Source organism: Agrobacterium sp. LAD9 (assembly GCF_003031125.1).
Classification (GTDB): Bacteria; Pseudomonadota; Alphaproteobacteria; order Rhizobiales; family Rhizobiaceae; genus Agrobacterium; species Agrobacterium radiobacter.
Window position 1 is genome coordinate 244031 of sequence record NZ_PHGS01000002.1, and the last position, 25739, is coordinate 269769.

Consider the following 25739-nt stretch of genomic DNA (forward strand, 5'->3'; position numbering starts at 1 on the left):
TAGGGAAAGTGTTATGAGTCGCAAACTTCTTTCGGAATTTCTGGGAACCTTTTGGCTCGTATTCGGAGGATGCGGCAGCGCGGTTTTTGCCGCCGCCTTTCCCGAACTCGGCATCGGCTTCCTTGGTGTCGCTTTCGCTTTTGGTCTGACGGTTCTGACCATGGCCTACGCGGTTGGCGGCATTTCAGGCGGTCACTTCAATCCGGCTGTTTCAGTTGGCCTCACGGTTGCCGGTAAATTCCCGGCGGCAAGCCTCGTGCCTTATATCGTGGCGCAGGTTCTGGGGGCGATCGTCGCGGCTGCGGCGCTTTATGTCATCCTCACCGGCAAGGCAGGGGCTGACATTGGCGGTTTTGCCGCCAATGGTTATGGCGAACATTCGCCGGGCGGATATTCTCTCGTATCGGCGCTGCTGATCGAAGTCATTCTGACGGCATTTTTTCTTATCGTCATTCTGGGGTCGACGCATGGCAGGGTTCCGGCCGGCTTCGCGCCGATCGCCATCGGTCTTGCCCTTACCCTTATTCATCTGATTTCCATTCCGGTCACCAACACATCCGTCAATCCGGCCCGCTCGACAGGACAGGCGCTGTTCGTCGGCGGATGGGCGCTGCAGCAGCTCTGGCTGTTCTGGCTCGCTCCGATCCTTGGCGGCGCCATCGGGGCCGTGATCTGGAAAATTTTCGGCGAGGAAGAGAAGGCCGGCCACACCGGTTCGGTTCAACCTGCGCAGACATGAATAAGAGGCTTTGTTTCCTCGAATGGTCGAGGAAACGACTGAGGAGGATGACATGGATCTTGCTTCGATATTGGCCCAAATCGTTGGCGGTGCGGTAGGCGGCACGGCCGGTGGAAAGATAGTGAAGGACTCCGATCTTGGTTCGCTCGGCAACCTGATTGCCGGCGCCATTGGCGGCCTCGGCGGCGGAACCGTGCTCGGATCACTGCTTGGCGCGGCCGGAGGTGCAGCAGCTGGCGGCGTGGATATCGGCGCTCTTGCCGGTCAGCTCGTTGGCGGCGGTGTCGGTGGTCTGATCGTGCAGATCATCGTCGGCCTGATCAAGAACAAGCTCGTTGCCAAGTAGAGCGGTTCGGTCGCCTTCAGGATGAAATGACGGACCTTGCCGAAGGAGGAGCTTCGTTCGGCAAGGCATTGGCTTCTATTATTGATGACACCGGTAATGCAAGGCCTGAAGCGGCTTTGCGGATAACAGCATGTCGCTGAAACCATGAAGCGTCGCCGCGGTTGGCCGAAAGAAGCACCAAAACTATTTTGACTGTTTTCGAAAATGCCGGGTCAGTCGGTTTTTTTGACGACCGGCGCGTGTGGTGTCTTGTTCCATGTGAAGGGTTTGGTTTTGAGCTCCACCGCGGCCCGCCAGGCCGCGACTGATAACATCAGCCAATATGCGGGCATCGCCAGCCATCGCCTTCCGACATGTCGTCTTTCATAGGCGATCATTCTGCTTCGGCCCATCAGCACGAAGATCGTGTAGCTCCCAGCGATATTCAGCACATCGATAAAAAACAGCAGACCTTGCCAGGTGAGTAGCAGATCAGCACCGTTTTCCCGGATGGCGATAGTCATGAATGCCAGGGAAACGAAAAGCAGGGGATGGGCAAGCGACGACAGAAGCATGCCGCCGATCAGCAGCTGAAAAACCATATAGGCAAACCATCCCATGTCGCGCGCGGTCGCAAAAGGCGCACGGGTCATCACCAGCCAGCTTTGCAGCCAACCCTTGTACCAGCGTGTTCGCTGGTTCAGCCACACGGGTAGCGAGGTCGGCGCGTCCTCCAGCGTCTGTCGTCGGATGACGCCGCAACGATAACCGAGCCGATGCAGCCTGAGTCCGAGATCGGCGTCCTCAGTTACATTATAGGGATCCCAGGCGCCGGCCCGCCGCAGCACGGCGGTCCGGAAATGATTGGAGGTGCCGCCAAGCGGCAGCGGCAAGCCGTGTGCGGCAAGCGCAGGTAACATGCAGCGGAAGAGGCCGGAATATTCCAAGGCGAAACAGGCGCTGAGCCAGGAGGAAGAGGCATTGCTGATGATAAGCGGCGCCTGCAGGCAGGCCACCTCGTCTGGCTCATTGCGGAAGGTGGTATAGGCTTCACGCAATTGCTGCGGATGGGGCCGGTCCTCGGCATCATAGACCACAACGAATGCGCCGCGCGCGCCGGAAAGCGCATAGGTGAGGGCTTTGGGTTTGGTGCGCGGCAGGGAAGGCGGCACCCTGACAACCTCTATATGCGGGCCGGGGTTTATCCGCCGGATCGCCTCGATCGTTGCGTCGTCGTCAGCCTCGCAGACAAGCTTGATGTCCAGTCGGGATCTGGGCCAGTCCAGACGTTCCAATGCGCCGATGAGCTGCCCGACGACGGCCTCTTCCCGGTAAAGCGCCACCAGAACGGTATAGACAGGCAGTTCGTTTTCCTGCCGGAGAGGTGAGACAGTTTTTGCGTCGTTTTCCGTGGGTGCATGGACGAGGGCGAACAGCCTGAAAAGCAGGGTAAAGAGGTAAAGAAGCGTCAGGGTAACATGCAGATAGGCAAATGCCGCTTCCGTATAAAACAGCAGCGACAGAATGAGCAGGGTAACGAGAACGCCACTGCAGAAACCCTGCTGGCCGTGCAGCGTGATCCTGGCGGAATGGTGTGGCGCCATGTTGAAAAGCCGCTGCTGGGTTTCCGCCAGGCGGCGGGCCTCGCCCGCTTTCCAGATTGCGTTGCGCATGGCTTGCGGTGTGGTTACGGCAAATTCGTCGAGAAGACGCGGGCGCTGATCCAGCATGTTTTTCAGAGACGCCATCCGCGCCAGTTCCGGCACGATCAGCAGCGTCGGCGTGCCGTGCAGCGGTGTCAGCCGCAGCAACCTTGGTTCGGCAAGTTGAGTGTCCAGTCGGTTCAGGTCCACCACCCGGCCCGGGCTTATTTCCGGAAGAAATGGCAACCGCAGCAATCTGGCGAAAGCGCTGAAATAGGCATCCGCCGTTACGAGACTGCTTGCCAGCAATTCGTCTTCTACAGTCGAGCCATTTTCCAGCGCCCGCTGTTCGAATGCCTCGATATAGGGCTTGCCAAATCCCAGCGAAGAGAGAAAGCGGGCTTGTTCGGCCTGGTCCTGTTCGGAAGCGGCCCAAAGCGGATCATCGCTGGTACGGGAAAATGCAATTTTTCGTGTCGCCGGCGTCGTACAAAACGAATCTCGTGTATATTGCCTAAAATAATCCATGCATCGCCGCCGCCGTCATGGTGCCGCCCCACTTTCTGTCACGGATAGTATAGATGAGAATGACGAATGTAACGCGGAATATAGGTATCGGTTTTACTTTAGCTCTCGCTTTACAATTGACTGGTTTTATTGGTGAAGTTCGTGCGGAGGGATTGTCGGAGGGAAACCGGATGCCGGTGTTGTTCGATGCGCAGGAGCGATTTCCGGGCGGCGACCTTTCTTCAGTTCCCCGCATCAGATTTCTGATGTCGGTCGATTTTCCGCCGTTCAATTTTACCGATCAGGAAGGCCGGCTTGCAGGTTTCCATGTCGATCTGGTGCGTGAAATCTGCGCCCAGTTGAAGGTCGAAAGCAAATGCCAGGTGCAGGCGCTGCCGTTTGACGAGCTGGAGGCGGCGCTTGAAATGGGGGAGGGCGAAGCGGTCATTTCCGGCCTCGCCACCACTGCCGATCTGCGCAAGAGTTTCACCTTCTCGCGGCCCTATCTGTTGATGCCTGCCCGTCTTGCGGTGAACAAGGCGGCGAAATTCACCGGCTCCGGCGCTGATGCGCTTTCTGGAAAGAAGGTGGGTGTGGTTGCCGGTTCTCGGCACGAACAGATGCTGAAAGCCTTCTTTCCAAAGGCCGCGGCCGAGGGTTTCGAGGGCTATGAACCCATGTATGACGCGTTGAAGAAAGGCAAGGTGGACGCCATCTTCGCCGACGGTCTGCGCCTGCCTTTCTGGGTTTCGGGAAGCGCGTCCGAAGGTTGCTGCGCGCTCTTCGGTGGTCCCTATATGTCCGACAGGTTTCTCGGCGAAGGCCTGTCCATCATGACAGTCGATCCCGACAACGTGCTTGTTCCGGCTTTCGATCAGGCGCTGGCGGCCCTTTCCCGCAACGGCCGGCTGGAAGAAATATACCGGCGTTATTTCCCTTACGGGCTCTATTAGAGAGAGCCGGCCACCAGATCGGTTCTGACGCCCGCTCTTATTTGGCCGGCGCGAAAACCTCTTCGTTTCGGCGCAGGCGCAGCAGCGCGATCCACACGGCGGCGGCGATGGCGGTTTCCACCATGAAATAGCTGCCGATCGTTCCCGAAATGCTGAAGGACCAGGTGAAGAAGGCGACGACGACGGAGCCGATGAGATTGCCGCTGTTCCAGATCTTCGCGCGAATATCCTGCCGTCCGGATGCGCCCAGCGCCTCAAGCGCGGTGGCGGCAACGGCCATGGGCAGAACCGCCCAGCAAAGCACGCGGGTGATGACGGGCAGCGAGACATATTCATCGCCGAACAAAAGCGGCAGGAAGGGTGCGATGATGAAAATGACGAGCGCACTGCCGGTCGCGATGAAAAGTGCAGCCTTCAGCACATTATAGGCGCGTTCTATGGTCTTGGTGATGCCCTGCAGGGCGGCGGAGGCCGAACCCGGATAGATCAGCCGGTTGAGGGCCTCGACGGAGAGATAGGAACTGTCGAGAATGCGCCGGGCGATGGAATAACTGCCCAGCACCTCGGCGCTGGCAATGGCGCCGAGAACGAGAATATCGGCATTGCCGCGCACGGCCTTGAACAGGAACTGGGTGGAGAACAGGATGCCGATGCGGATTTCCTCGCGCACGATGCGGAACACCGGGCGGCCGAGTCTCGCGATCGCCTTCACCGAAATCATGGCCGCAATCGTGTGGGCTGCGAGGTTCCACAGCGCCCAGGCCTCCACGGTTTCCACCTTGAAGATGAGGCAGGCTACTACCGCGGCAATGGTGCGGGCGACGGCAAACATCACTTCCAGCTTGTTGGCGGAGGCGAAGTTGGAATGGGCGATGAAGCTCTGCGTGGAAAGCGAGATGACTTTCAGGAGGACGAGGTTCGTAAACAGGATCAGGAAGGTGGTGATCAGCGTGTGCAGCAGGGTTTCCGAGGTCGGGAAAAATACCGGGATCGTCACCATGCCGATGATTGTCAGCACCACGCCTGTCGCGGCGCTCAGGAGATAGCTGTGGCCGAGCATGACGGGAAACATGCTGCGATCCTGCGCGACACGGCGGATCAGCGATTCCTGTGAACCGATACCGCAGATCTGGACGCCGAGATTGGTGACGGCCGTGATGGATGCGTAAAGCGCGAATTGTTCGACACCGAGATGGCGGGCAAGCAGCGCGAAGGTCAAAAGCTGGGCGGCGCTGGACATGAGGAGCGCTCCGCCTGACGCCATGTAGGTCAATCCCAGTCTGACTAGATGGCCGAGCCGCGGCGTATTGAACGACACCTCATTCTCCATGTTTTCCGGCATTGCCGGGGGAATTCAAAAATGACTGCGCTGTTTTTAAAATCTGGCGAACTGAAAAAGCCGCAACCGGCCAATAATGTGAAGGTCCGCGACCCGAATGAATGGCAGTTTATCCTGTCTTATCCCTCTTGAGGTAAGAGAGGGTTAAAGCAATTGCATAATAATGATGATAATGACTGTTTATGGTTATTTGGACATGGCCCTGTTTCAGAAGGGTTTCGTTGTTCGTCACGAGGCAGGCCAATGATCCGATCATCCATATCAGGTGCAGGCGACCATGCCGCGTTTGGCTGATACGCAGCCCATTTCTGCACAGGGCAGCGCCATATCACTTGCCGGCGGCCGGCGCGACGCGATTTTTTTCGTCGCCACCATGCTCTATATCTGGATTTCCGTCGCCCCTTTCGAAAATCTGGCAGCGCCGCCGGTGCCGCACGCCGCCGCAAACCAGCTGACCGGCCTCGTGATCGCGTTGATCCTCGGCGTTTTTGCACTGCGCCACCGCCTGACGGGGCTTCTGCTGCGGCCGCGACTGCCCATTCTGCTGCTGTTCTTCTGGCTGGCGATATGCTCCGTGGTTGGAACCCAGCCCGGCACGTCGCTGCAACGTCTGGTCTTCACGGCACTTCTGTGCTTCATCACCAGCGTTCTCGTCGTCATGCCGCGGGACCGGCGGCAGTTCGACCGGATGATGGCCATCTTCGCCATCATTCTCCTGGCGTTGTGCTATCTGGGGGTGATCTTCCTCAGCTCACGCTCGATCCATCAGCCCTATGATCTAGATGAGAAAGCGCTCGCGGGAGACTGGCGCGGCATTTTCAACCACAAGAACGCCGCCGCTCCGGCCATGATCATTCTTTTCATGATCGGGCTTTACCTGCGTAACGCCTGGTCGACGTTGGGCGGCATCGCCATCACGCTGCTGGCCGGTTTCTTCCTGTGGAAGACCAATGGAAAAACCGCGGCCATGCTTTTGCCCGTCACCGTGGCGCTGATCTGGGTCATGGAAAGGCATGCCCACCGCACGCTGTTGATGATCGGCGGTCTTCTCGCCTTCATCAACATATCCGCGGTTGGCTCCACTTATTTCCCGAGCATACAGAATTTTGTCGAAAGCCTGGGCATCGATTCCACCTTCACCGGCCGCACGGACATATGGCGGCTGTCCTTCGACACTTTCGCGCAATCGCCGATCTTCGGGCAGGGGTTCCAGGCATTCTGGGCGAGCGACCGGCTCCTGTCGCAGGCCGATATAGCCGGCACCTGGGCCGTTACAGCCTTCCATGCCCATAATGGCTATATCGAAAGCCTGCTGAATGGCGGCTTGCCGGCCTTCATTCTCACCGTCATCTGGCTAGTCATCATCCCCGCGAACGATTTCCGCACCGCAGTGGACAAGGGTACTGATCCGGGCCTGACCCGACTTTTTGCACGAATTTGGGTGTATGCGCTGCTTTCTTCGTGTCTTGAGAGTAATTTCTTTACCGGAACCGGGCCTATCTGGTCTTCTCTGCTGATCGCAATCTATTGTTTGAGGCATCAGGCTTACGACATACTTGAACAGGGGCAATAATTTGCAGACAGGCCGGGGGGCTTTGTATGACGCAAAAAATCGGGACTTTTGCAGACCGGATCAATAACCGGCTGGTGCGCTATTTTCCGGGACCGGCGGCACGGATCGAAACATCCGAACCGATCGTGTCCTTCACATTCGACGATGTGCCGGCAAGCGCCTGGACGGCGGGTGCGCGCATTCTGGAAAACGAGGACGTCTGCGGGACGTTTTATATCGCCGGCGTGTTCATCGACAAATACGATGAACAGCAGCAGATGATTTCCACAAAAGGCTGTTCGGAACTGGCAGCGGCCGGCCATGAACTTGCCTGCCACACTTTTTCCCATCGCAAACTTTCGAGCTTTTCACGACGGGGGCTCGAGGCGGATCTCGATCGCAATGACACCGTGCTCGGATCATTCGATGGAGGCCGCCACGGGCGCAATTTCTCCGTTCCCTTCGGCATGGCCTCACCGGTCATGCAGCCGCTGCTGCGGCGCCGGTTCAGGACTGCGCGCGGCATCATGCCTGGCATCAACAGGGGCAGCGTCGACCCGTATAATCTTGCCGCAGTCGAGTTGCGTGCGGATCAGAACTACCTCGACGCCGCCGACCACTGGCTGGAAGATGTTTTGCAAAAAGGCGGCTGGCTCATCATCTTCACCCATGATGTTTCGCGCACACCAAGCTTTTACGGTTGTCCTGAAGACAGATTTCAGAGCCTCGTCCGCAGGGCGGTATCCGGTGGTGCGAAGATCATGACGGTCGATGCCGCGGCAACGGCGCTCGGCCTGTAGAGGAAATTCTCGGCGCGTTTCCCGAGCTGCAACGGCTGAAACGGCAGGCCCGTATCCGCAATTGCGGGCTACTGGCTGGCCCAGATGATGCGGGCAATCCACTCCACATCGGCCATGTCGAAGTTGCGGTTGGGATGTTCCGGGTTGAGCGAAAGAAGCTCGATGTTCTTGGGGCTTTGCCGCGCCAGCACCTTGGCCATCACTTCGCCGTCGCGGCTTTTCAGCACCACGCGGTCACCGCGCCGCACCTGTGCGCCCGGCTCCACGATGAGGATGTCGCCGTCACGGTAAAGCGGCATCATGCTCTCGCCCTGTACTTCCAGCGCATAGACGCCCTGTTTGCGCTCGGGAGAGGAGGGGAATTCCACCACATCCCAGCCCTGACCGGCCGGAAAACCGCCATCATCGAAAAAGCCGCCGGAGCCTGCCTGGGCGAAACCGAGCAGGGGAATGGCGTTGTCCGCGCCCGAAGGCTGCATCGTCTGCGCCCTGCCGAAAGCATAACCGAAAAACTGGTCGACGCTTGCCCCCGTCGCTTCCAGCACCTTGGAGACGGATTCCGTCGAAGGCCAGCGTTTGCGGCCATCCGGCCCGAAACGTTTCGATTTGTTGAACGAGGTGGGATCGAGACCGGCGCGCTTCGCCAATGCCGAAGGCGTCAGCTGATGGCGTTTAGCAAGCGTATCGATGGCGCTCCAGATCGTCTCGTGTGAAAGCATGATAGAAAGCCCGCAAGTGGAGCCGATAGCGGAAAGCTCCTGTCGTATATTGACCGGAATCTAGACCATATCCGGTCAGGAGTAAAGCAAGGAAAGGAATAAAATCCTTGCTCTACGCCACCATGGCCGACGTATTTATCTTGGCCAACTGGATCACCGCCTGCGTGCGGCTGTCGACCTTGAGCTTCAGCAGGATCGCGGAGACATGCGCCTTGATGGTGGCTTCGGAAACATTGAGCTCATAGGCGATCTGCTTGTTCAGCAACCCTTCGGCCAGCATGCCCAGAACCCGGCTTTGCTGCGGCGTCAGTGTTCTGAGCCGGCCGATGAGATCGGCCACGTCAGGATCCTGTTCCTTATCGCCCTGATGACCTGACGGTATCCAGAGATCACCTTCCAGAACCGCGCGGATGCCGTCTCTGATATCATCGATACCAGAGGACTTGGAAATGAAACCGGAAGCGCCGAGTTCGATGGATCGGCGAACGGTGGTCGCATCGTCCGTTGCCGAAACGATGACGATCGGCAGGCTGGAAAATTCCGCTCTCAGCGCCATCAGGCCTGAAAATCCGCTGACCCCCGGCATGGCGAGGTCGAGCAGCATGAGATCGGCGTCGTTGCGCGCTGCGGCTGCACTTCGGGCAGCCTCGAAATCTCCGGCTTCAACAATGGTCTGCTGCCCGTCGAGGCCGGATACGGCCTGTTTCAGGGCGCCGCGAAAAAGCGGGTGGTCATCTGCTATGATAATGACAAGTTCCGACATTCTGGCCCCCTCCCAAGGGCGTTATGCGGTTCTTTTTTGGGTACTGGCGCACTCCATTTGCCGGCGGTCGAACGCTTCCGGCTCCTTTGCCAAAGGTTGCGCCAATCGCTCCCGCATTACAAGGAAAAGCTTGTGGACAGGCGGTCTTTCAGGGCTTCCGCAATAAAAATGCCGTGGAAACTGTGGACAATTGCCATGCTTTGCGGCAAACCGCCCGGACAGGAAAGTGCTGGAAAGCCTTGGAGAGCCCCATGCAGGAAACGCCCGCGATCATCTATAAAATCGTGCCGGAAACGTTGTGGAGTGCGGCCAGGGCGAAGGGCGTCTTCGAAGGCGCAGCCATCGATCTGACCGATGGTTTCATTCATTTTTCAACGGCAAAACAGGTGGCCGAGACCACCGCACGGCATTTTTCCGGCCAGTTCGATCTGCTTCTGATTGCAGTCGATGGCGCGGCCCTTGGCGACAAGCTGGTCTATGAACCCTCCAGAGGCGGCGATCTTTTCCCGCATCTCTACGCGTCTCTTCCCTTGACCGCGGTGCTTTGGGAAACGCCGCTTTCACTCGGCCACGACGGCCAGCACCAGTTTCCGGAGATTTTGTGATGAGCGGATTATTTTCCTCTGTCGGCCGCAAGGGCTTGTTTCTCGTCGATCCGGAAAAGGCGCATGGCCTGTCCATCGCGGCGCTGAAAAGCGGCTTTCTGCCCACCTGCATGGTGCCGCACGATCCGCGTCTGCAGCAGACCGTGGTGGGTCTCGTGTTCCCCAATCCGCTCGGCATGGCGGCCGGTTACGACAAGAATGCGGAAGTGCCGGGGCCGCTTCTGAGGCTCGGTTTCGGCTTCACCGAAATCGGCACCGTCACGCCGAAGGCGCAATCCGGCAATCCCAAGCCGCGCATCTTCCGCCTGGTCGAAGATGAGGGCGTCATCAACCGCCTCGGCTTCAACAATGAAGGTCATGCCGCTGCGCTGGAGCGTCTGAAGCAGGCGCGTCTGCGCGGCATCGTCGGCGTCAATATCGGCGCCAACAAGGATAGCGAAGACCGCATCGCCGATTATGTGCAGGGCATCGAGGCGTTTTATTCGGTTGCGTCCTATTTCACCGTCAATATTTCCTCGCCCAATACGCCCGGTCTGCGCGACCTGCAGGCGCGCGAAAGCCTTGCCGCCCTTCTCACGGCGGTGCTGGAACGCCGCAAGGCGGAAGCCGAACGTTTCGGCAAACGCATTCCGGTCTTCCTCAAGATCGCGCCCGATCTGACCGAAGAGGGGCTGGATGATGTTGCCGAAGAGGCGCTGGCCCATGATCTCGACGGACTGATTGTCTCCAACACCACGCTCTCCCGCGAAGGCCTGCGCCCCGGTCCGCATAAGGGCGAGGCCGGCGGCCTGTCCGGCAAGCCGCTATTCGAGCTTTCCACCACCGTTCTCGCCAAGATGCGCCGTCGCGTCGGCGCCAATCTGCCGATTATCGGCGTTGGCGGTATTTCCTCCGCGGAAACGGCGCTGGAAAAGGTGAGGGCAGGGGCCGATCTCGTGCAGCTTTATTCCTGCATGGTCTATGAAGGTCCCGGCCTGCCATCGGCCATCGTCAAGGGACTGTCGAAGCTGGTCGCCCGCGAGGGCGTGGAGTCGATCCGTGAACTGCGCGACAGCGCGGTGGATCGCTGGGCCGACCGTAAGCTCGGTTGAGTACGACCTGGGTGGGGTTTCTCTACCCTCATCCCTGTGCTTGTCACAGGAATCCAGCCAGCCCAAGTCCTTGGGCTGAAAGAAGTCTCTCCGCCGCGCAGACGCGCTTCGACTGGATTCCTGTGACGAGCGCAGGCATGAGGGCGCGGGGGTACCCTAGTCTCCGCCCATTCTCAGGCGCAGAGCACCATGGCCCAATAGGGTCGGTTGCGGCTGGCGGCGTCATAGGCCACCGCGACGCCGAGACCATTATAGGGCCCGAGCATATTTTCGAGATGGTGTTTGGAGCCGATCCAGGCCTTCACCACCCGCTCGACACTGTCTTGCCCTGCAGCCACGTTTTCCGCCGCCGGAAGCGGGACATTGCCGTCCTTCATGCGGATAAGGAAACTGTCGGTCAGGCCGATCAGATGCGCCATCTTCTGCGCCTTGACCATGCGGCCGGCCTGATAGGCGGCAGCACCGCTTGCTGGACCATTGATGGAAAGCGGGGAAAGCCCCTTCGTGCGGCGCAGGTCATTGACCATGGGAAGTGCCGCCGCCGTTTCGTCGCGGGTGCCCGATGGCATGCCCTTGTTGGTGGGCATGGAAACGCAGGCGGAAAGAACGGAACCAGCGGAAAGCAGCACGAAGCCGCGCCGTGAAAGCGTTTGAAACGTGGAATCGGTCATATCAGCGGCGATAGCTCAGGAGGCGCAGGATGATAAAAACGGGAATGACGATCGTTGCGCCAAGGATCAGATAGTCGCCGATTGCGCCGAGCGCATGGAAACCGCTGCGCCACAGATCGACCACGAAATCGCGCGCGCCATAGATGATGTTCCACGGTGTCAATCCGAAGATCGCCATCAGAAAGCCGACGAGCAATGAAACGACGAGTAGTTTCACCACGGTGCGGGCCACCGTATCACCCAGCATTTTGTTGACCTCACCGGCCATCAGCAAGTCTCCTGTTTTATCCTGACATATGGGGCGCACCGCTTCGATGCAAGTTTTCGCGCATTATATCGCGCCATATCCGTCAATTCCACGCAGGGGCCATGAAATAGGACTTGAGTTTTTTTATGGCTTGATAAATGACAGCCAGCATCTTCTCAGGAAATAATTGATGGCCCCAAACCAGTTTTCTTCCGGTGACGTCATTGCCGACCGCCGGGCGGACTATGCCCGCATGTTGGCGGAGGGCGGTGACTATCCCGCCGCCGCCGAACTCATGGAACAGGCGCTTGAACTTGCGCCACGGTGGACGGCGGGTTGGTTTCGCTTCGGGGAATATCATGAAAAGGCGGGGGAGACGGCAAAAGCCGTGGCGGCTTACGAGAAAGTCGCTGAACTGGATACGGAAGGGCTGTTTGCAGCCGAACTGAAGCTCGCGGTTCTCGGCGCCGCGGAAACACCCGAGCAGCCGCCGAGCCGTTATGTGGAAGGGCTGTTCGACGATTATGCCGACCGTTTCGAAACCTCGCTTGTGGAGAAGCTTGACTACAGCGTGCCGCAAAAGCTGGCGGAACTGATAGGCAAGGTGGCGGATGGCGGCGTCTTCGATACCATTGTCGATATCGGCTGCGGTACCGGTCTCCTCGGTGTCGAAATCCGCACCCTCGCAAAACGGCTTGAGGGTTTCGATATTTCCCAGAACATGCTGGCCAAGGCGGAGGAAAAGGGGCTTTACGATTATCTGGGTCAGGCTGATCTTTCGCTGGAAGCGGAGGCCTCGGGACTTTTCACATCCACCCTGGCGCAATACCGCGCCGATCTCGTCGCCGCCGCCGATGTGATGATGTATCTCGGCAGCCTCGAAACCGTCATGCCGCTCGTTTCCGCCCTGCTCAGGCCTTCAGGCTTTTTTGCCTTCTCGGTGGAGGATGCGGGGGATGAGGACGGTTTTATCCTGCGGGAATCCCTTCGTTACGCCCATTCCAAAAGCTATGTGACCGACCTTCTTGAGCGGACGGGTTTTTCCCTCCTCGAAATCCGTAAAACCACCATTCGCAAGGATGCCGGAAAACCCCTTTCCGGCATTCTTTTTCTTGCCCGCGCGAAAGCCTGAACATTCCGTTTCTTGCCTTTTTCACGATAGGTCAGTCTTGCTTACTTATCCATCTTGATCGGTTGTTTTTTGCGGTGCAAAATATATCTGAACCAGAGGAAAAAAGCGTGAGCATAACGAGAAGCGTTTACGGCATGTGGAGTTCCGATCCGGCCAGACATGCGCCGGTGGAAGACGTGCAGGGCATCGTCACCGGCGCCATCGTCTCGGCGCTCGGCTTTTATCTCCTCAACAAGGTCGGCCTTCTGACCGGCGGCACCGCGGGCGTCGCCTTCCTCCTTCATTATGCCTTCGGCATCAGCTTCGGCCTTCTGTTCTTTCTCGTTAATCTGCCGTTCTATTATCTGTCCTTCCGCCGTCTCGGTCTTGCCTTTTCCTTCAAGACCTTCATCGCCATCGGCCTTGTTTCGGTGCTAACGGAAGTGGAGGCGCGCTGGATGGTGATTGACAGTATCAATCCGCTCTGGGCGGCGCTGCTCGGCGGTCTGCTTCTGGGCTACGGATTGCTGGCGCTCTATCGTCACCGTGCCAGCCTAGGCGGTATCGGCATTCTCGCCATCTATATTCAGGACCGTTTCGGCATCCGCGCCGGTCTGATCCAGCTGGCCTTCGACGCCTTCGTGATGCTCTGCGCCTTCCTCGTCATCGATCCGGCCACGGTCGCCTATTCGATTGTCGGCGCTTTTGTCCTCAACATGTTTCTGGCCATCAATCACCGCTCGGACAGATATATCGTCGTGCGCTGAATAAGCATGCTTGAAATCCGTCCTGCTTGAGTGCAATAGCTCGGCAAGGCCTGAAAATCAGGGGAAAAGGCATGGACGATACGACTGCGCGCAGGCGCCTGAACCTTTGGGCCTCCGCGCCGGATCGTCATTCGCTGCTGGAAGACGCGCAGGGCGTTCTGGCGGGCAGCATGCTGGTTTCGCTGGGCGTCACGCTGTTTTCGTCCGCGGGCCTTTTGACGGGCGGCGTGGTGGGGCTTGCCTTCCTGGCGCATTATTCCACCGGCTTCAGCTTCGGCGTGGTGTTTTTCCTTGCCAATCTGCCGTTCTATTATCTCGCCTTCCGCCGCCTCGGCCTCGCCTTCACGGTCAAGACCTTCTGCGCTATCGCGATGACGGCGCTGCTTTCCGAATATATGCCCGGCTTTTTCGCCTTTCAGAGTATCAATCCGGTTGCCGCAGCGCTTTTTGGCGGGCTGACGGTTGCGGCCGGCATGCTGGCGCTGTTTCGCCATCGCACCAGCCTCGGCGGTTTCGGCATCTTGGCGCTTTATCTGCAGGATCGTTTCGGCTGGCGCGCGGGCCTCGTGCAGCTCGCCTTTGACGGCATGGTGCTGGCCTGCTCGTTCTTCGTGGCCACACCTTTCGTCATCCTCTGCTCCATCCTTGGCGCGTTGGTCATGAACCTCACGCTTGCCATCAATCACAGGAACGACCGCTACATCGCCATGTAGCGGCCGCCCGTTCTGGGGTTAAGAGGTCAGGCCGCCTTCGCAGCCGCATCCACCGGATGCTGCGAGCGGAAACCGACGGCGATGCGGTTCCAGGTGTTGATCGCGCCGATGGCGACGGTGATCTTCACGATGTCCTCATCGGAGAAATGCGCCTTCAGCGTCTCGAAGGCGTCATCCGGAGCGCCGGTTTCAGCAATCTTCGTCACCGCGTCCACCCAGCCGAGCAACGCCCGTTCCTGTTCGGTATAGACGGGGGATTCCCGCCATACGCTCATCAGGTTGATCCATTGTTCGGAAAGGCCGTCATGACGGCTTTCCTTCACATGCATGTCCACACAGAAAGCGCAGCCGTTGATGATCGAGGCACGCAGCTTGATGAGGTGAACGAAGCGGCGCTCAAGCCCGCTGCTCTGAACGTAATTTTCCAGAGCCATAACGGCCTTGAAGGCTTCGGGGGATGCTTTGGCATAGTTCAAACGGGTTTTCATGGGTCTCTCTCCATTGGTTGGGTCTGTTTAAGGGTATGCGTCATCGTTCCGGAAAGCGGTGACGCTTCCGGTATTTCGGGTGATTGGTTCTTTTGGGTCTTAGCGCGCCGCCGTCTTGCGCTCGTTCAGCGCCAGAAAGGCACAGCCGCGTGCGGCAATGCCACCGTCGTCATTGGCGGCAAGGTCGCCCAGAATATCGGCCATGCTGGTTTTGGCGAGTTCCGCCCGATAGGCCTTCTCCGCTTTCAGCATCGCGGCATTGATGCCGCAGGGCTTGGTGAAATAACGTCCCGGCAAGAGGTTGGGGCCCCGCTGGCGAATTTCCGCACAGCGAAAGGCAGGCTGCGGCCCCTCCACCGCAAGAACGATATCGAGCAGCGTAATCCTGTCGGTCGTCCGGGCAAGACGATAGCCGCCCTTCGGCCCCGGCACGGTGGCGACTATTCCGGCGCTCGACAGCGATTGCAGGTGTTTCAAGAGATAGCTCGTGGAAACGCCGTGAAATTCCGCAAGCGCCGCCGCTGAAAGCACGCCGCCTTCGGAAAGTCCCGCCAGCATGCCTACGCTGTGAATGGCCTGTTCAACGCCGTCGCCGAGTTTCATCCGTTTTGCTCTTTTGTGGTTCGCTTAAGTATCGTGGATATAATTTATCCACGATTATGCATTCCTGTCAAGCGGTCCTGTTCCGCTCTTCTTTTTTCAAGGTTTCTCACTACCTTGAAAGCGTGAAACACGCTGAGTCTCCCATCTCCGGCACGCATGTCGGTTCCTTGCCCCTTCCATTCCAGAAATGGTTTGCGCAAAAGGGGTGGTCTCCGCGCGCCCATCAATTGGAGCTGATGGCGCGGGCGCTGGGCGGCGAGAACATGTTGCTGATTGCGCCCACGGGCGCCGGCAAGACGCTGGGCGGCTTCATGGCCTCGCTCACCGATCTCGCGGAACGCGGCAAGGTGCCGCCGGGCTCGGGCTTTGTCGGCGTGCACACGCTCTATATCTCGCCGCTCAAGGCGCTTGCGGTCGATATCGAGCGCAACCTCACCAGGCCCGTTTCCGAAATGGGCCTGCCGATTTCCATCGAAACTCGTACAGGCGATACGCCGCAGGGCAAACGCCAGCGCCAGAAGGTCAAACCGCCGGATATTCTGCTGACGACACCGGAACAGGTCTCGCTGCTGCTCGCCAACAAGGAGGCCGAGCGCTTTTTCCGTGACCTGAAATATGTGGTGCTCGACGAGTTACATTCACTCGTCACCTCCAAACGTGGCCACCTGCTGTCGCTGGCGCTTGCCCGTGTGCGCCGGCACGCACCCGATGTGCGCTTTATCGGCCTTTCCGCCACGGTGGCGGAGCCGATGGATTTGCGTGGTTATCTTGCACCGCAGGGGCAGGGCGAGCCACCCGCTGGCCTCATCACCGTCGAGGGCGGCGCAAAACCGGATATTTCCATCCTGAACACGGAAGAGCGCATCCCATGGTCCGGCCATTCGGCGCGTTACGCCATGAAGGATTTGTACTCTGTGCTGAAGGACCACCAGACGACGCTGATCTTCGTCAATACCCGCTCGCAGGCGGAGCTGATCTTCCAGGAACTCTGGACCATCAATGACGACAATCTGCCGATTGCCCTGCATCACGGTTCGCTGGATGCTGCTCAGCGTCGCAGGGTGGAGGCCGCCATGGCCGAAAACCGGCTGCGCGCCGTCGTCGCCACCTCGACGCTCGATCTCGGCATAGACTGGGGCGATGTCGATCTCGTTGTGCATGTCGGTGCGCCGAAGGGCGCAAGCCGCCTGGCCCAGCGCATCGGCCGCGCCAATCACCGCATGGACGAGCCGTCAAAGGCGATCCTCGTTCCCGCCAACCGTTTCGAGGTGATGGAGTGCCGGGCAGCACTGGATGCCAATTACATCGGCGCGCAGGATACGCCGCCGATTGCCGAAGGCGCGCTCGATGTTCTCGCCCAGCATGTGCTCGGCATGGCCTGCGCCGAACCCTTCGATGCGGATGAACTTTATCGCGAAGTCACCAGCGCCTCGCCCTATGCCGATCTGCCGCGCGCCACCTTCGACCGGGTGGTGGATTTCACCGCCACCGGCGGCTACGCGCTGCGCACCTATGAGCGTTACGCCCGCATCCGCCAGATGAAGGACGGCCGCTGGCGTGTCTCCAACCCCGCCGTCGCACAGCAATATCGGCTGAACCTCGGCACTATCGTCGAGGCGGCGGAACTCAATGTCCGCATGGTCAAGCGCAATGCCAAGGGCACGGTCGGGCGCGGCGGCATGTCGCTCGGCAAGGTCGAGGAATATTTTCTCGAGCAGCTGGTGCAGGGCGATACGTTCCTTTTTGCCGGCAAGGTGCTGCGTTTCGAAGGTATCCGCGAGAATGAATGTCTGGTCTCGCAGGCCTTTTCTATGGACCCGAAGATACCCTCCTATGCCGGCGGCAAGTTCCCGCTTTCCACCTACCTCGCGGATCAGGTGCGCTCCATGCTCTCCGATCCCGCCCGCTGGCAGACGCTGCCGGATCAGGTGCGCGACTGGCTAGCGATCCAGAAGGAGAAGTCGATCATTCCCAGGCGCGACGAGCTGCTGGTGGAAACCTTCCCCTTCCGAAAGCGCTTCTTCATGGTCATGTATCCCTTCGAGGGACGCTTGGCGCACCAGACGCTCGGCATGCTTCTGACGCGCCGGCTGGAGCGTGCGGGCGCAAAACCCATGGGCTTCGTCGCCACCGATTATTCGCTGGCCATCTGGGCGATGGAGGATATCGGCATGCGGCTGAAATCCCGCCGCCTGTCACTGGCCGACCTGCTGGACGAGGACATGCTCGGCGACGATCTGGAAGCATGGCTGGACGAATCCTTCATGCTGAAGCGCACCTTCCGCAACTGCGCCGTCATTTCCGGGCTGATCGAACGCCGTCATCCCGGCAAGGAAAAGACCGGCCGTCAGGTCACGGTGTCTGCCGATCTTATTTATGACGTTCTTCGCAGCCATGAGCCGGATCATATCCTGCTGGAAGCGACGCGGCGCGATGCCGCGGCTGGACTTTTGGACATTGGCCGTCTTGGCGATATGCTGAAGCGAATCAAGGGTCACACCACCCACCGCGCGCTGGAACATGTCTCGCCGCTCGCCGTTCCGGTCATGTTGGAAATCGGCCGTGAGACGGTGGCGGGCGAGGCGATGGACGATGTGCTGGCCGAGGCCGCCGACGAGCTTATCGCCGAGGCCATGTCCTGACATACGCAATGAAGGAACAACGATAAAAGTGCTGAGCCGGCTGACATTGAGCGACAGGTTTTCCAATGGCTTCGAATGCCTTGGCAGCGAAACCGCCATCAACGGCGTCGCCGCCTGGTGCGACCCGTTGGGCGGGCTCTACCTGCCGGACCTGTCATTGCTCGTCGTCTCTGATCTGCATCTGGAAAAGGGCGCGGCCTTCGCCCGGCGTGGCCGCATGCTGCCACCCTATGACACCATCGCCACGCTTAAAATCCTGTCCTCCCTCGTCAGCCGCTATGATCCGAAGATCGTCGTCAGTCTCGGCGATAATTTCCACGATCGCGTCGGTTCCGAGCATCTGCCGCTGCCGCTGCGCGAACTCATCCGCGAGATGGCCCGTGGCCGCGAGTGGATATGGATCAACGGCAACCACGACCCCGACGGTACGGTCGATCTGCCGGGCTCTTCGGTGGACGAGATGTTTTATGGCAATCTCGTCTTCCGCCACGAGCCGAAGCTGGGAGATGCCGCCGGCGAAATTGCGGGGCACCTGCATCCTTCTGCAACCGTGCGCCGTCGCGAGAAAACGGTGCGACGCCCCTGTTTCGCCACCGATGGTTCACGGCTTTTGATGCCGGCATTCGGGGTGATGAGCGGCGGGCTGGATTTGCGGCACAAGGCGATGCGCGGCCTGTTCGATCATGCCGCTCTTGTCGCGCATCTGATGGGGAGGGATCGCATCTATTCGGTGCGATTTTCAAATCTCATCGGCTGAGCGCATCGTCGCCGTTATCTCTTTGTTTTTACGCATTGTCCGGACGTAAAACCGCTACGCACTTTTACTGGAAATGCTCTATTGCCGGTAGACCAGCACCGGTATCTTCGAATTCTTCAGCACCTTGGCCGTGACGCTGCCGAGCAGCATTTCCAAGAAGCTCCTGCGCCGGTGCGAGGCCATGGCGATGAGATCGCAGCCGCTCCTGTTGGCGGCTTCGATGATCGCCTCGTCGGGCCTTCCCGCCCGCGCCAGCAGCGCTTCACAATCCAATCCCATGGACGTGGCCTGTGCCTGCGTATCGCGCAGCAGATGCTCCGCCTCCTCACAACGGTGAAATTCCTCTTCGGCAATGGCGGCAATGTCCTCGACATCGCTGGCAATCACATGAAAGGGTTCCGATACCGTCACCACGGTCACCTTTGCGCCTGCCTCCTTGGCGAGAGCGAACCCTTGGTCGATTGCGATCTGCGCCAGCGGCGAGCCATCGGTGGGAATGAGAATGTGCTTGAACATGACATTTCTCCTTTTCATCCCGGTCACAGCCACACTGGCCGCCAAGAGCTGTGTGCGTGGTTGTAACGCCTTGAATTTTACCGCAAACCGATGACGGAAGCGAATGCTATCTTTGACGCAGAGGGTCGCCTGCGCCCGATTTGCAGGAGGAAGAGCGGGTCAGTCCTTGCGGAAGATGATGCTGGCGCCCCAGCCGGTCACGACGGCGAGCAGAACGCAGAGCGCGCCATAGGCAAGCGGCGTCTGATGCGCCGCATCGGTGATCGCCTGCTCCATGCCGGTCTTGACGACGCGCAGTTTCAATTCTCGCTGGGCGATGAATTTGCCGCTCTTGAAGAGATAGGCGCGGGCGGTGTGCACGCCGTTCGGCACGTTGGCGGGCAGGCGAAGTGTCGCCCAGAACAGGCCGGTGCGTTCCAGCCTCACACCGGTCGTGTCATTGCGATAGATGCCGCTTGAAAGCTTGAGCCGACGGTAGGCCTCCTGAAAATCGAAGACATTGTCGGGCACGCCGGAAAACACCGCGCTTTTCAGCGACAGATGGTCGACACCGAGCCCCATGGCCCTTAGCGTGCCGGGCGAAGCGATGTCGCTGATATTGCGCGTGCTGGCCATGGAGTAGGATTCCGGCAGCGGCGTGAAGGTGATGGCGCTGGTATTGATCCAGATGCCCGCCACGCGCTCCTTCTTGCGCACGGTCATATAGTCGCTCGGCCCTTCCAGCGTCACGACGATATCATATTGCCCGATGGCGAGCAGCAGCTGGTCGGTATTGTTGAGCGCGCCGAAAAGCGTGAAATCCGCCCCGCGAAAATCCGATGCAATGGGAATTTCCGTCGTCGATGCGCCGATTTCGATATTTTCCAGCAGGGACCGCTGCTGCGGACCGGGCGGCAGTGCAAGTGGCGGCGTCTGCGCCGAAGCAGTTTGCCCGAGGGCAAGACATGAGAGCAGGGCAAGGGCGGCAAGCAGCAAATGGCGGGTCAATAACCTAACCCCCCGACGGCCACCGAAAACAGGTCTTCCGGCCGCACCACCAGCGCTACGGCAAGGCGAAGGGCGACCGCAAGCACCAGCAGCGCCAGAAGCGCGCGCAACTGTTCGCCACGCAGTTTCTGCCCGACGCGCACGCCATATTGCGCGCCGATGACGCCTGCCACCATCAGGATGAAGGCCAGCACCACGTCGACGGAATAGTTGGTCGCGGCCTGAACGACGGTCGTATAGGCGGTCACGAAAATGATCTGGAACAGCGAGGTGCCGACAACCACGCTGGTGGGGATGCGCAGCAGATAGATCATCGCCGGCACCATGATGAAACCGCCGCCGACACCCATGATCGAGGTGAGGATGCCGATGCCGAAACCCAGTGTGACGACGGGAATGATGCTGAGATAGATCTTCGATTTCTTGAACCGCATTTTCAGCGGCAGGCGATGCACCCAGTTGTGGTGGCCCGGCCGGCGCAGCGTCACGGCTTCATTGCGGGCGGCGCGGCGAAGCGCCGAAATGCTTTCCTTCAGCATCAGCACGCCAACGGTGCCGAGCAGGATGACGTAGAGCAGCGAAACGATGAGATCGAGCTGGCCGATACTGCGCAGGAAGGAGAATATCCACACGCCGACCGTCGCACCCACGAGACCGCCCACAAGCAGCACGCCGCCGAGCTTCACGTCCAGCGTTCCGCGCCGGAAATGCGTGATCGAGCCTGACACGGAGGAAGCGACCACCTGGTTTGCGCCGGTCGCCACAGCCACCACGGGGGGAATATTGTAGAAAATCAACAGCGGCGTGATCAGAAAGCCGCCGCCCACGCCGAACATGCCGGAAAGAAAACCGACGGCCGCGCCCATGCCGAGAATGATGAAAATATTCACCGACAGTTCTGCGATCGGCAGATAGACAGTCACGGCTCGGACCTCGGGCAAATGGTTCCGGGCGGCAGGGCTTGTCCGGGTGAGGGGGCCGCGCCGCGATTTACACTTTCTGTCTGAAAAGACCGGGCATGCCCGACCTTCATCCGTCATGCCCGCGAGGGCCTGACCTGTCAACATTCAACGGTAAATACGTTGATAATTTGGAAAGATAGCGGTCGTGCGTGGGCAGGCCGCCACATTCCTGCGCCGGGTTGCCCGGAAGCGACCAAGGGGGGCCGCTTCGCCAGTTCCAGAACGCTTACTTGTTGCGGGCGAGAAGCGCGGTCACCAGTTCGTTGGTGATGCGCCCGTCGGGTGTCTGACCCACGGACTTCTGGAAGTCCCTGATGGCGGTTACGGTGTTCTTGCCAAGCTTGCCGTCGGGCTGGCCGGCGTCGAAACCGTTCTTGTTCAGGATCGCCTGAATGTTGCGGATCGCCTTTTCCATGTCCACGGAGGCGGTCTTCACACCCTCCTTGCCGGCCCATTCCTCGGGCGGGTTGACGCTGTTGGCGTCTTCCGAAAGCGGCTTGACCTTCCAGGCGTCCACCTTGGCCTTCGCACTCTGAAGCTGCTGCGGGTTCAGGGCCCCTGCCACTTCGTCGCGCTTCTGGGCGGCGTCCGCGTCACCGTCTCTGGCGGCGATCGCGAACCACTTGTAGGATTCTTCGATATCCTGCTTCACGCCGCTGCCGCGGGCGTAGAGAATGGCGAGGTTGAACTGGCTGTCGCGCACACCGAGGTCGGAGGCCTTGATGAACCATTGTGCGGCGGCGGCGAAATCCGGCTGACCGGCCGCGTCGGAGGCCTGCAGGACCGCGAGATTGTGCATCGCGCCGGCATTGCCCTGTTCGGCTGCCAGCGTGTAATAGCGCTTGGCTTCGGCAAGGTTACGTTCGACGCCGTTCGCCTTCTCGTAAAGATTGGCAAGACGATATTGCGCGGGCGCAAGACCACGATCAGCAGCCAGCTTGTACCACTTTGCCGCTTCCACACGGTCGGCGGCAACGCCGCGGCCGTCGGTGTAGCGCGCTGCGATCTCGAACAGCGCCTGCGTATCGCCCTTGGCGGCGGCTTCGGCAAGCGATGCGGGCTCGATGCCAGCGGGAACCGCGATGGCGTCCTGGGCAGGAGCAACCGGGGCAGCGGTTTCGGCCGGTTTCGGAGCTTCGTTCTGCGCGACGGCGCCGGAATTTGCGGGATCCACAGCGGGAACATCGGCAACCGGCGGCTCGTCCGGCAGCGGCGCACCGCCTATGGTGCGGTTATCAATGGTATTTTGCGCCGGTGCGGTATTTTCGATGCTGTCGGCCGATGCCGACTGTTCCGGATCGATGGCGAGACCGGACGGAATGGTTACGGCCTTTTCGCCGGTGTCGGGAAGTGCTGAAAGCGGGCCATTGTCCATCTTCTGCTCGATGACCGGTGCGGGGGCTTCCGCGCCGCCGATCAGCGTCTTGACGAGCGGCATGGCCATCATGGCAAGAAGAATGGCGCCGATGCCAAGCAGCAGCGGGCGGCGATAGCGGGAAAGTGCCGAGGTGTCGGCCTTGCGGCTCTTCTTGCCGGTTTCAAGCTTTTCCGGCGATGTTTCCATGGCGGCGGCCTGCGCTGCGCGGCGGGCGGCGGCGATGAAATCCGTCCGTCCTTCCGCATCCGCAGCCTTGCCGCTGGCGGCCACCTGGCTAGCGCGCACGCGTTCCAGGATTTTCTTGATATCGGGCGCACCCGAACCCGGCTCCAGAAGTTCGTTCTCCTGACCTGCGGACAGCACATCGATCGGATCGAGCGAGGGAGCGGGCTCGACCTGGGTGCGGGTGGAGGAGGCGGATATGGGCTCTTCAGCTGTTTTGGCGGTCTTCGCCGTGCCAGTCTTGAAACGCTTCGTCAGGCCTGCAAGCAGGCTTTTCTTTTCCGCTTTTGCGGGCTTTGCGGCAGCAGGTGGTACGATCGTTGCCGCGTCGTTTTCGCTGCTATCGTCGAGAATGGCCTGTTCTTCGGCAATATAGCCTTCCTCCGGGAAGATGGCGGCCGGCATGGGCGCTTCTTCGCGGGCGGGGGCGACCATCTGCTGCGCGACGTTGCGGGGAGCTTCGTTACGATAAGCGGGGGCGTTGTCGAGGCTGTCGAGTCGGCCGGCAATCTGCACCAGCGTTTCGTGCAGCGCTTCGAAGGTACGGTGCGTGCGCTCTTCGGTATTGCGGCTCAGCGCTTCGAGGTTGCGCAGGTCGGTCGCAAGATCGCTCAGCATCGTCATGTCGACGATGTTTGTGCCGGCCGAGAGATTGTTGCGGGTATAGGCATCCAGAACGGCTTCGGCAGCCTGCCGCGCCGCTTCGATGATATATTCATCGTTCGACGCCATGTAGTCTTCGATCGCCGCCATACGGGCGTCGAGTTCCGGCGACATGCCTGTCGCCTGCATCTGCACCGGCTGGCTGATCAGCGTGGAGAGATGGGCGATCTGGTTTTCGAGGCTGGCCAGCGCATGGCTGTCGGCGGGCGCGGCGTGGGCGGTCTCGTCCAGGCGGGCGGCAATATTGCCGAGCCGCTCTTCCAGACGCGAAAAGGCGCTTTCGCTGAGCCCGGATGCGGCCTGCGGCTGGCTGTAACGATAATCGAGGTCCTCGATCCGGCGAGAGAGCGTATCGAGCCGTTCGGCCAGACCGTCATTGACGACGCCGTGATCCAGCGCATCGATCTTGCGGGAAATGTCGCTCAGGAAAGATGTCAGTTCCGCCTGTTGCGAGGGGCGCTGCGAACGCTCCAGAAGCAGGGAGAGCTGGTCCAGCCGCTCGTGCAGCTGGGCGGCGTCGCGGGCGGTGCTGAGCTCATCGATCTTGCCGGCCAGCGCTTCAAGACGCGCGGTGAGATCGAGTGTCGGTTCCGGCTTGGCGGCGGCAAGGCGGTTGATGTCGCCGAGCTGTTCGGAAAGGCCATTCAGCCGGTTTTCCAGCCGCTGCGCCAGCGCATTGTCCGTTGCCTGCGCATTGGCGCGCGCGCCGGTGGCGGCTATGGCGCGGCTGATTTCGTCCAGCCGCTGGTCGAGGCCGGAAAATTGCTCGGTAAAGGCGGCCTCGTTCGGCTTCATATGTTTGCCGAGCTGCTCCACGGCGCTGGCAATCGCGATCAGCTTGTCTTCGAGCACGCGCACGGCCGGATTGTTGCTCATGCCGCCAAGCTGCGTCTTGATGTCATCAAGACGATAGGCGAGCGAAACGATCTCATCCTGTAGCGCGCCGGCGTCGAAACCACGCAGCGTGTCTTCCACATTGTTCCAGCGGCTTTCGATCCGGTGCACGCTATCTTCGCGTGCAAGCTGGTCGATCGTCAGGCGCAGGTCCTCGAACTCATCGCGCAGCCCATAGGCGTCAGGCGATGCCAGATTGCCGAGCTGGTCGATGCTGCCGGCCAGCCGTGCGATGTCTTCGCGCAGGTCGCCAATGAACTGCTGGTCTTCCGCTACTGCGCGAATATTGCGGATTTCGGCGCGCAGGCCCTGCGCTTCGCGCGCAACGCCCTCGGCAATATCGTGCTTCAGCTCATGCCGCAGATTGACGAGCGCCTGCGCAATCTCCTGCAGTGCCGCGTCGTTGCGCTGCGGTTCCTGATAGGACGGGATGGAACGCGCACGCGGGGCGGGAGCGGCGGCGGTCTGCTGCGCGTCCCTCGGACGGTATTCCGGCGCGAGCGGTCTGGTAATCGTCCGTTCCGGGCGGGCGGTGGGTTCCTGCGGGCGCTGGAAGCTTGCTTCGAGGAGGCGCTGGCGCTGGCGGATTTCGTTGACGGGGTCGAGCTGCGGCGGGGTAACGCTGGCGCGTGGCTCGCGGGGCGCGGCATAAGCTTCGGTTTTGGGCTCGACCTGAGCGCTCGCACCCCGAGGGTCGCGCGGGAACTTCTGGCTCATCAACCCTTCGATACGGGCTTCAAGGCCTTCAATGGTGCGATTGAGAGCATCAAGAGACGATCTGTCGCTTGGCTGTTGGTTTTTCGATCGCAATCCGTTCATCTTTTCGCTCGCTTCGCTTCCGCCCGCCGTGCCCGGTTATCTGTCGCGACGTTGCCTGCCTGAACACGCCGTCGCCGCAACATGCAGCAATTCCAGAGCCGGTATTTGCCCCCGTTGAGGAAAATGCGCCGGAGTACGAAGCAGTTACCTCTTTCGGGAGAATTCACGAAACGTGGTAAAGAAGTGGTTAACTATGGTTGGAATTTTTTAACTTTTGCGGCGCGTGAGAGCCATGAGCAGCGCCGGCCATCCATTCCGCGGAA

24 protein-coding genes are annotated in these 25739 nt (G+C 60.0%); 12 read left to right on the plus strand and 12 right to left on the minus strand.

Translation table 11 applies throughout. From position 1 onward, the window contains the following. The first annotated feature begins 13 nt into the window (after positions 1-13). Entirely contained in the window at positions 14-739 is a 726-nt protein-coding gene (aqpZ, locus tag DA915_RS01940; protein ID WP_003503541.1) for an aquaporin Z, read from the plus strand. Between the two features lie 52 nt (positions 740-791). After that, positions 792-1085: a hypothetical protein gene (locus DA915_RS01945; RefSeq protein WP_035212595.1), complete on the plus strand. Its 294-nt coding sequence runs from the start codon at positions 792-794 to the stop codon at positions 1083-1085. A 212-nt stretch (positions 1086-1297) separates the two neighbouring features. Here the strand turns inward: DA915_RS01945 and DA915_RS01950 are convergent, their stop codons facing one another. Further along, positions 1298-3235, minus strand: coding sequence for a glycosyltransferase family 2 protein (locus tag DA915_RS01950; RefSeq protein ID WP_192886381.1), 1938 nt, complete (start codon positions 3233-3235; stop codon positions 1298-1300). 170 nt (positions 3236-3405) lie between these two features. Here DA915_RS01950 and DA915_RS01955 point away from each other — a divergent pair, with 170 nt between their 5' ends. Continuing rightward, positions 3406-4167: a transporter substrate-binding domain-containing protein gene (locus tag DA915_RS01955; RefSeq protein ID WP_003503535.1), complete on the plus strand. Its 762-nt coding sequence runs from the start codon at positions 3406-3408 to the stop codon at positions 4165-4167. Between the two features lie 37 nt (positions 4168-4204). On the opposite strand, the gene uppX is transcribed toward DA915_RS01955, so the two are convergent. Then, positions 4205-5497, minus strand: a complete 1293-nt coding sequence (gene uppX, locus DA915_RS01960) for a Wzx-type polysaccharide biosynthesis protein UppX (RefSeq protein WP_162695475.1) — start codon at positions 5495-5497, stop codon at positions 4205-4207. A 286-nt stretch (positions 5498-5783) separates the two neighbouring features. On the opposite strand from uppX, the gene uppY reads away from it, so the two are divergent. Next, entirely contained in the window at positions 5784-7079 is a 1296-nt protein-coding gene (uppY, locus tag DA915_RS01965) for a Wzy-type polysaccharide biosynthesis protein UppY (RefSeq protein ID WP_060727034.1), read from the plus strand. 26 nt (positions 7080-7105) lie between these two features. Further along, the gene (locus DA915_RS01970) at positions 7106-7858 is read left to right on the plus strand and encodes a polysaccharide deacetylase family protein (RefSeq protein WP_107674991.1); all 753 of its coding nucleotides are present in this window, start codon (positions 7106-7108) and stop codon (positions 7856-7858) included. Positions 7859-7926: 68 nt separating this feature from the next. Here DA915_RS01970 and DA915_RS01975 read toward each other — a convergent pair whose 3' ends face one another. Both DA915_RS01975 and DA915_RS01980 read right to left on the minus strand, forming a co-directional pair. Continuing rightward, positions 7927-8577 carry a helix-turn-helix transcriptional regulator gene (locus DA915_RS01975; RefSeq protein ID WP_107674992.1) on the minus strand — a complete coding sequence of 217 codons (651 nt, stop codon included), beginning with the start codon at positions 8575-8577 and terminating at the stop codon, positions 7927-7929. Between the two features lie 112 nt (positions 8578-8689). After that, complete coding sequence (locus tag DA915_RS01980) at positions 8690-9340, minus strand: response regulator transcription factor (protein WP_003503525.1); 651 nt, start codon at positions 9338-9340, stop codon at positions 8690-8692. A 251-nt stretch (positions 9341-9591) separates the two neighbouring features. Between DA915_RS01980 and DA915_RS01985 the strand changes: the two genes are divergently transcribed. Continuing rightward, positions 9592-9945, plus strand: coding sequence for a DUF952 domain-containing protein (locus tag DA915_RS01985; protein ID WP_107674993.1), 354 nt, complete (start codon positions 9592-9594; stop codon positions 9943-9945). Continuing rightward, the gene (locus DA915_RS01990) at positions 9945-11036 is read left to right on the plus strand and encodes a quinone-dependent dihydroorotate dehydrogenase (RefSeq protein WP_107674994.1); all 1092 of its coding nucleotides are present in this window, start codon (positions 9945-9947) and stop codon (positions 11034-11036) included. Before DA915_RS01985 ends, DA915_RS01990 begins: the two co-directional genes overlap by 1 nt. Positions 11037-11209: 173 nt before the next feature. On the opposite strand, the gene DA915_RS01995 is transcribed toward DA915_RS01990, so the two are convergent. Both DA915_RS01995 and DA915_RS02000 read right to left on the minus strand, forming a co-directional pair. Then, positions 11210-11707 (minus strand): CAP domain-containing protein, encoded by a 498-nt coding sequence (locus DA915_RS01995; RefSeq protein WP_003503518.1) that lies wholly within the window; start codon positions 11705-11707, stop codon positions 11210-11212. 1 nt (position 11708) lies between these two features. Beyond that, positions 11709-11975 (minus strand): DUF6460 domain-containing protein, encoded by a 267-nt coding sequence (locus DA915_RS02000; RefSeq protein WP_003493739.1) that lies wholly within the window; start codon positions 11973-11975, stop codon positions 11709-11711. A gap of 169 nt (positions 11976-12144) precedes the next feature. On the opposite strand from DA915_RS02000, the gene DA915_RS02005 reads away from it, so the two are divergent. From DA915_RS02005 to DA915_RS02015, 3 genes are all read left to right on the plus strand, one after another. Next, a complete protein-coding gene (locus DA915_RS02005; RefSeq protein ID WP_162709020.1) occupies positions 12145-13086 on the plus strand; it encodes a class I SAM-dependent methyltransferase in 942 nt (313 codons plus the stop codon). A gap of 134 nt (positions 13087-13220) precedes the next feature. Next, a complete protein-coding gene (locus DA915_RS02010; protein WP_080864317.1) occupies positions 13221-13832 on the plus strand; it encodes a YitT family protein in 612 nt (203 codons plus the stop codon). Positions 13833-13903: 71 nt separating this feature from the next. After that, a complete protein-coding gene (locus DA915_RS02015) occupies positions 13904-14545 on the plus strand; it encodes a YitT family protein (protein WP_020010974.1) in 642 nt (213 codons plus the stop codon). A 26-nt stretch (positions 14546-14571) separates the two neighbouring features. Here the strand turns inward: DA915_RS02015 and DA915_RS02020 are convergent, their stop codons facing one another. Continuing rightward, positions 14572-15033: a carboxymuconolactone decarboxylase family protein gene (locus DA915_RS02020; protein ID WP_003503512.1), complete on the minus strand. Its 462-nt coding sequence runs from the start codon at positions 15031-15033 to the stop codon at positions 14572-14574. Positions 15034-15132: 99 nt separating this feature from the next. After that, complete coding sequence (locus DA915_RS02025; RefSeq protein ID WP_107674995.1) at positions 15133-15636, minus strand: Rrf2 family transcriptional regulator; 504 nt, start codon at positions 15634-15636, stop codon at positions 15133-15135. Between the two features lie 56 nt (positions 15637-15692). Between DA915_RS02025 and DA915_RS02030 the strand changes: the two genes are divergently transcribed. Further along, positions 15693-18278 (plus strand): ligase-associated DNA damage response DEXH box helicase, encoded by a 2586-nt coding sequence (locus DA915_RS02030; protein ID WP_244600685.1) that lies wholly within the window; start codon positions 15693-15695, stop codon positions 18276-18278. 28 nt (positions 18279-18306) lie between these two features. After that, a complete protein-coding gene (gene pdeM / locus DA915_RS02035) occupies positions 18307-19035 on the plus strand; it encodes a ligase-associated DNA damage response endonuclease PdeM (RefSeq protein WP_003503509.1) in 729 nt (242 codons plus the stop codon). A 78-nt stretch (positions 19036-19113) separates the two neighbouring features. Here pdeM and DA915_RS02040 read toward each other — a convergent pair whose 3' ends face one another. From DA915_RS02040 to podJ, 4 genes are all read right to left on the minus strand, one after another. Further along, positions 19114-19551, minus strand: a complete 438-nt coding sequence (locus tag DA915_RS02040) for a universal stress protein (RefSeq protein WP_003503507.1) — start codon at positions 19549-19551, stop codon at positions 19114-19116. 159 nt (positions 19552-19710) lie between these two features. Continuing rightward, on the minus strand, positions 19711-20538 hold the full coding sequence (locus DA915_RS02045) for a TIGR02186 family protein (RefSeq protein ID WP_060727028.1): 828 nt from the start codon (positions 20536-20538) through the stop codon (positions 19711-19713). After that, positions 20535-21461 carry a sulfite exporter TauE/SafE family protein gene (locus DA915_RS02050; RefSeq protein ID WP_107675141.1) on the minus strand — a complete coding sequence of 309 codons (927 nt, stop codon included), beginning with the start codon at positions 21459-21461 and terminating at the stop codon, positions 20535-20537. The genes DA915_RS02045 and DA915_RS02050 overlap by 4 nt, the downstream gene beginning before the upstream one ends. A 265-nt stretch (positions 21462-21726) precedes the next feature. Next, a complete protein-coding gene (gene podJ, locus DA915_RS02055; protein ID WP_107674996.1) occupies positions 21727-25476 on the minus strand; it encodes a cell division protein PodJ in 3750 nt (1249 codons plus the stop codon). Between the last annotated feature and the right edge of the window lie 263 nt (positions 25477-25739).

Excerpts from the sequence above, each read along its gene's own strand:
- aqpZ (WP_003503541.1), top strand. The coding sequence starts at position 14 with ATGAGTCGCAAACTTCTTTCGGAATTTCTGGGAACCTTTTGGCTCGTA.
- DA915_RS01945 (WP_035212595.1), top strand. The coding sequence starts at position 792 with ATGGATCTTGCTTCGATATTGGCCCAAATCGTTGGCGGTGCGGTAGGC.
- DA915_RS01950 (WP_192886381.1), bottom strand. The coding sequence starts at position 3,235 with ATGGATTATTTTAGGCAATATACACGAGATTCGTTTTGTACGACGCCG.
- DA915_RS01955 (WP_003503535.1), top strand. The coding sequence starts at position 3,406 with ATGCCGGTGTTGTTCGATGCGCAGGAGCGATTTCCGGGCGGCGACCTT.
- uppX (WP_162695475.1), bottom strand. The coding sequence starts at position 5,497 with ATGGAGAATGAGGTGTCGTTCAATACGCCGCGGCTCGGCCATCTAGTC.
- uppY (WP_060727034.1), top strand. The coding sequence starts at position 5,784 with ATGCCGCGTTTGGCTGATACGCAGCCCATTTCTGCACAGGGCAGCGCC.
- DA915_RS01970 (WP_107674991.1), top strand. The coding sequence starts at position 7,106 with ATGACGCAAAAAATCGGGACTTTTGCAGACCGGATCAATAACCGGCTG.
- DA915_RS01975 (WP_107674992.1), bottom strand. The coding sequence starts at position 8,577 with ATGCTTTCACACGAGACGATCTGGAGCGCCATCGATACGCTTGCTAAA.
- DA915_RS01980 (WP_003503525.1), bottom strand. The coding sequence starts at position 9,340 with ATGTCGGAACTTGTCATTATCATAGCAGATGACCACCCGCTTTTTCGC.
- DA915_RS01985 (WP_107674993.1), top strand. The coding sequence starts at position 9,592 with ATGCAGGAAACGCCCGCGATCATCTATAAAATCGTGCCGGAAACGTTG.
- DA915_RS01990 (WP_107674994.1), top strand. The coding sequence starts at position 9,945 with ATGAGCGGATTATTTTCCTCTGTCGGCCGCAAGGGCTTGTTTCTCGTC.
- DA915_RS01995 (WP_003503518.1), bottom strand. The coding sequence starts at position 11,707 with ATGACCGATTCCACGTTTCAAACGCTTTCACGGCGCGGCTTCGTGCTG.
- DA915_RS02000 (WP_003493739.1), bottom strand. The coding sequence starts at position 11,975 with ATGGCCGGTGAGGTCAACAAAATGCTGGGTGATACGGTGGCCCGCACC.
- DA915_RS02005 (WP_162709020.1), top strand. The coding sequence starts at position 12,145 with ATGGCCCCAAACCAGTTTTCTTCCGGTGACGTCATTGCCGACCGCCGG.
- DA915_RS02010 (WP_080864317.1), top strand. The coding sequence starts at position 13,221 with ATGTGGAGTTCCGATCCGGCCAGACATGCGCCGGTGGAAGACGTGCAG.
- DA915_RS02015 (WP_020010974.1), top strand. The coding sequence starts at position 13,904 with ATGGACGATACGACTGCGCGCAGGCGCCTGAACCTTTGGGCCTCCGCG.
- DA915_RS02020 (WP_003503512.1), bottom strand. The coding sequence starts at position 15,033 with ATGAAAACCCGTTTGAACTATGCCAAAGCATCCCCCGAAGCCTTCAAG.
- DA915_RS02025 (WP_107674995.1), bottom strand. The coding sequence starts at position 15,636 with ATGAAACTCGGCGACGGCGTTGAACAGGCCATTCACAGCGTAGGCATG.
- DA915_RS02030 (WP_244600685.1), top strand. The coding sequence starts at position 15,693 with ATGCATTCCTGTCAAGCGGTCCTGTTCCGCTCTTCTTTTTTCAAGGTT.
- DA915_RS02040 (WP_003503507.1), bottom strand. The coding sequence starts at position 19,551 with ATGTTCAAGCACATTCTCATTCCCACCGATGGCTCGCCGCTGGCGCAG.
- podJ (WP_107674996.1), bottom strand. The coding sequence starts at position 25,476 with ATGAACGGATTGCGATCGAAAAACCAACAGCCAAGCGACAGATCGTCT.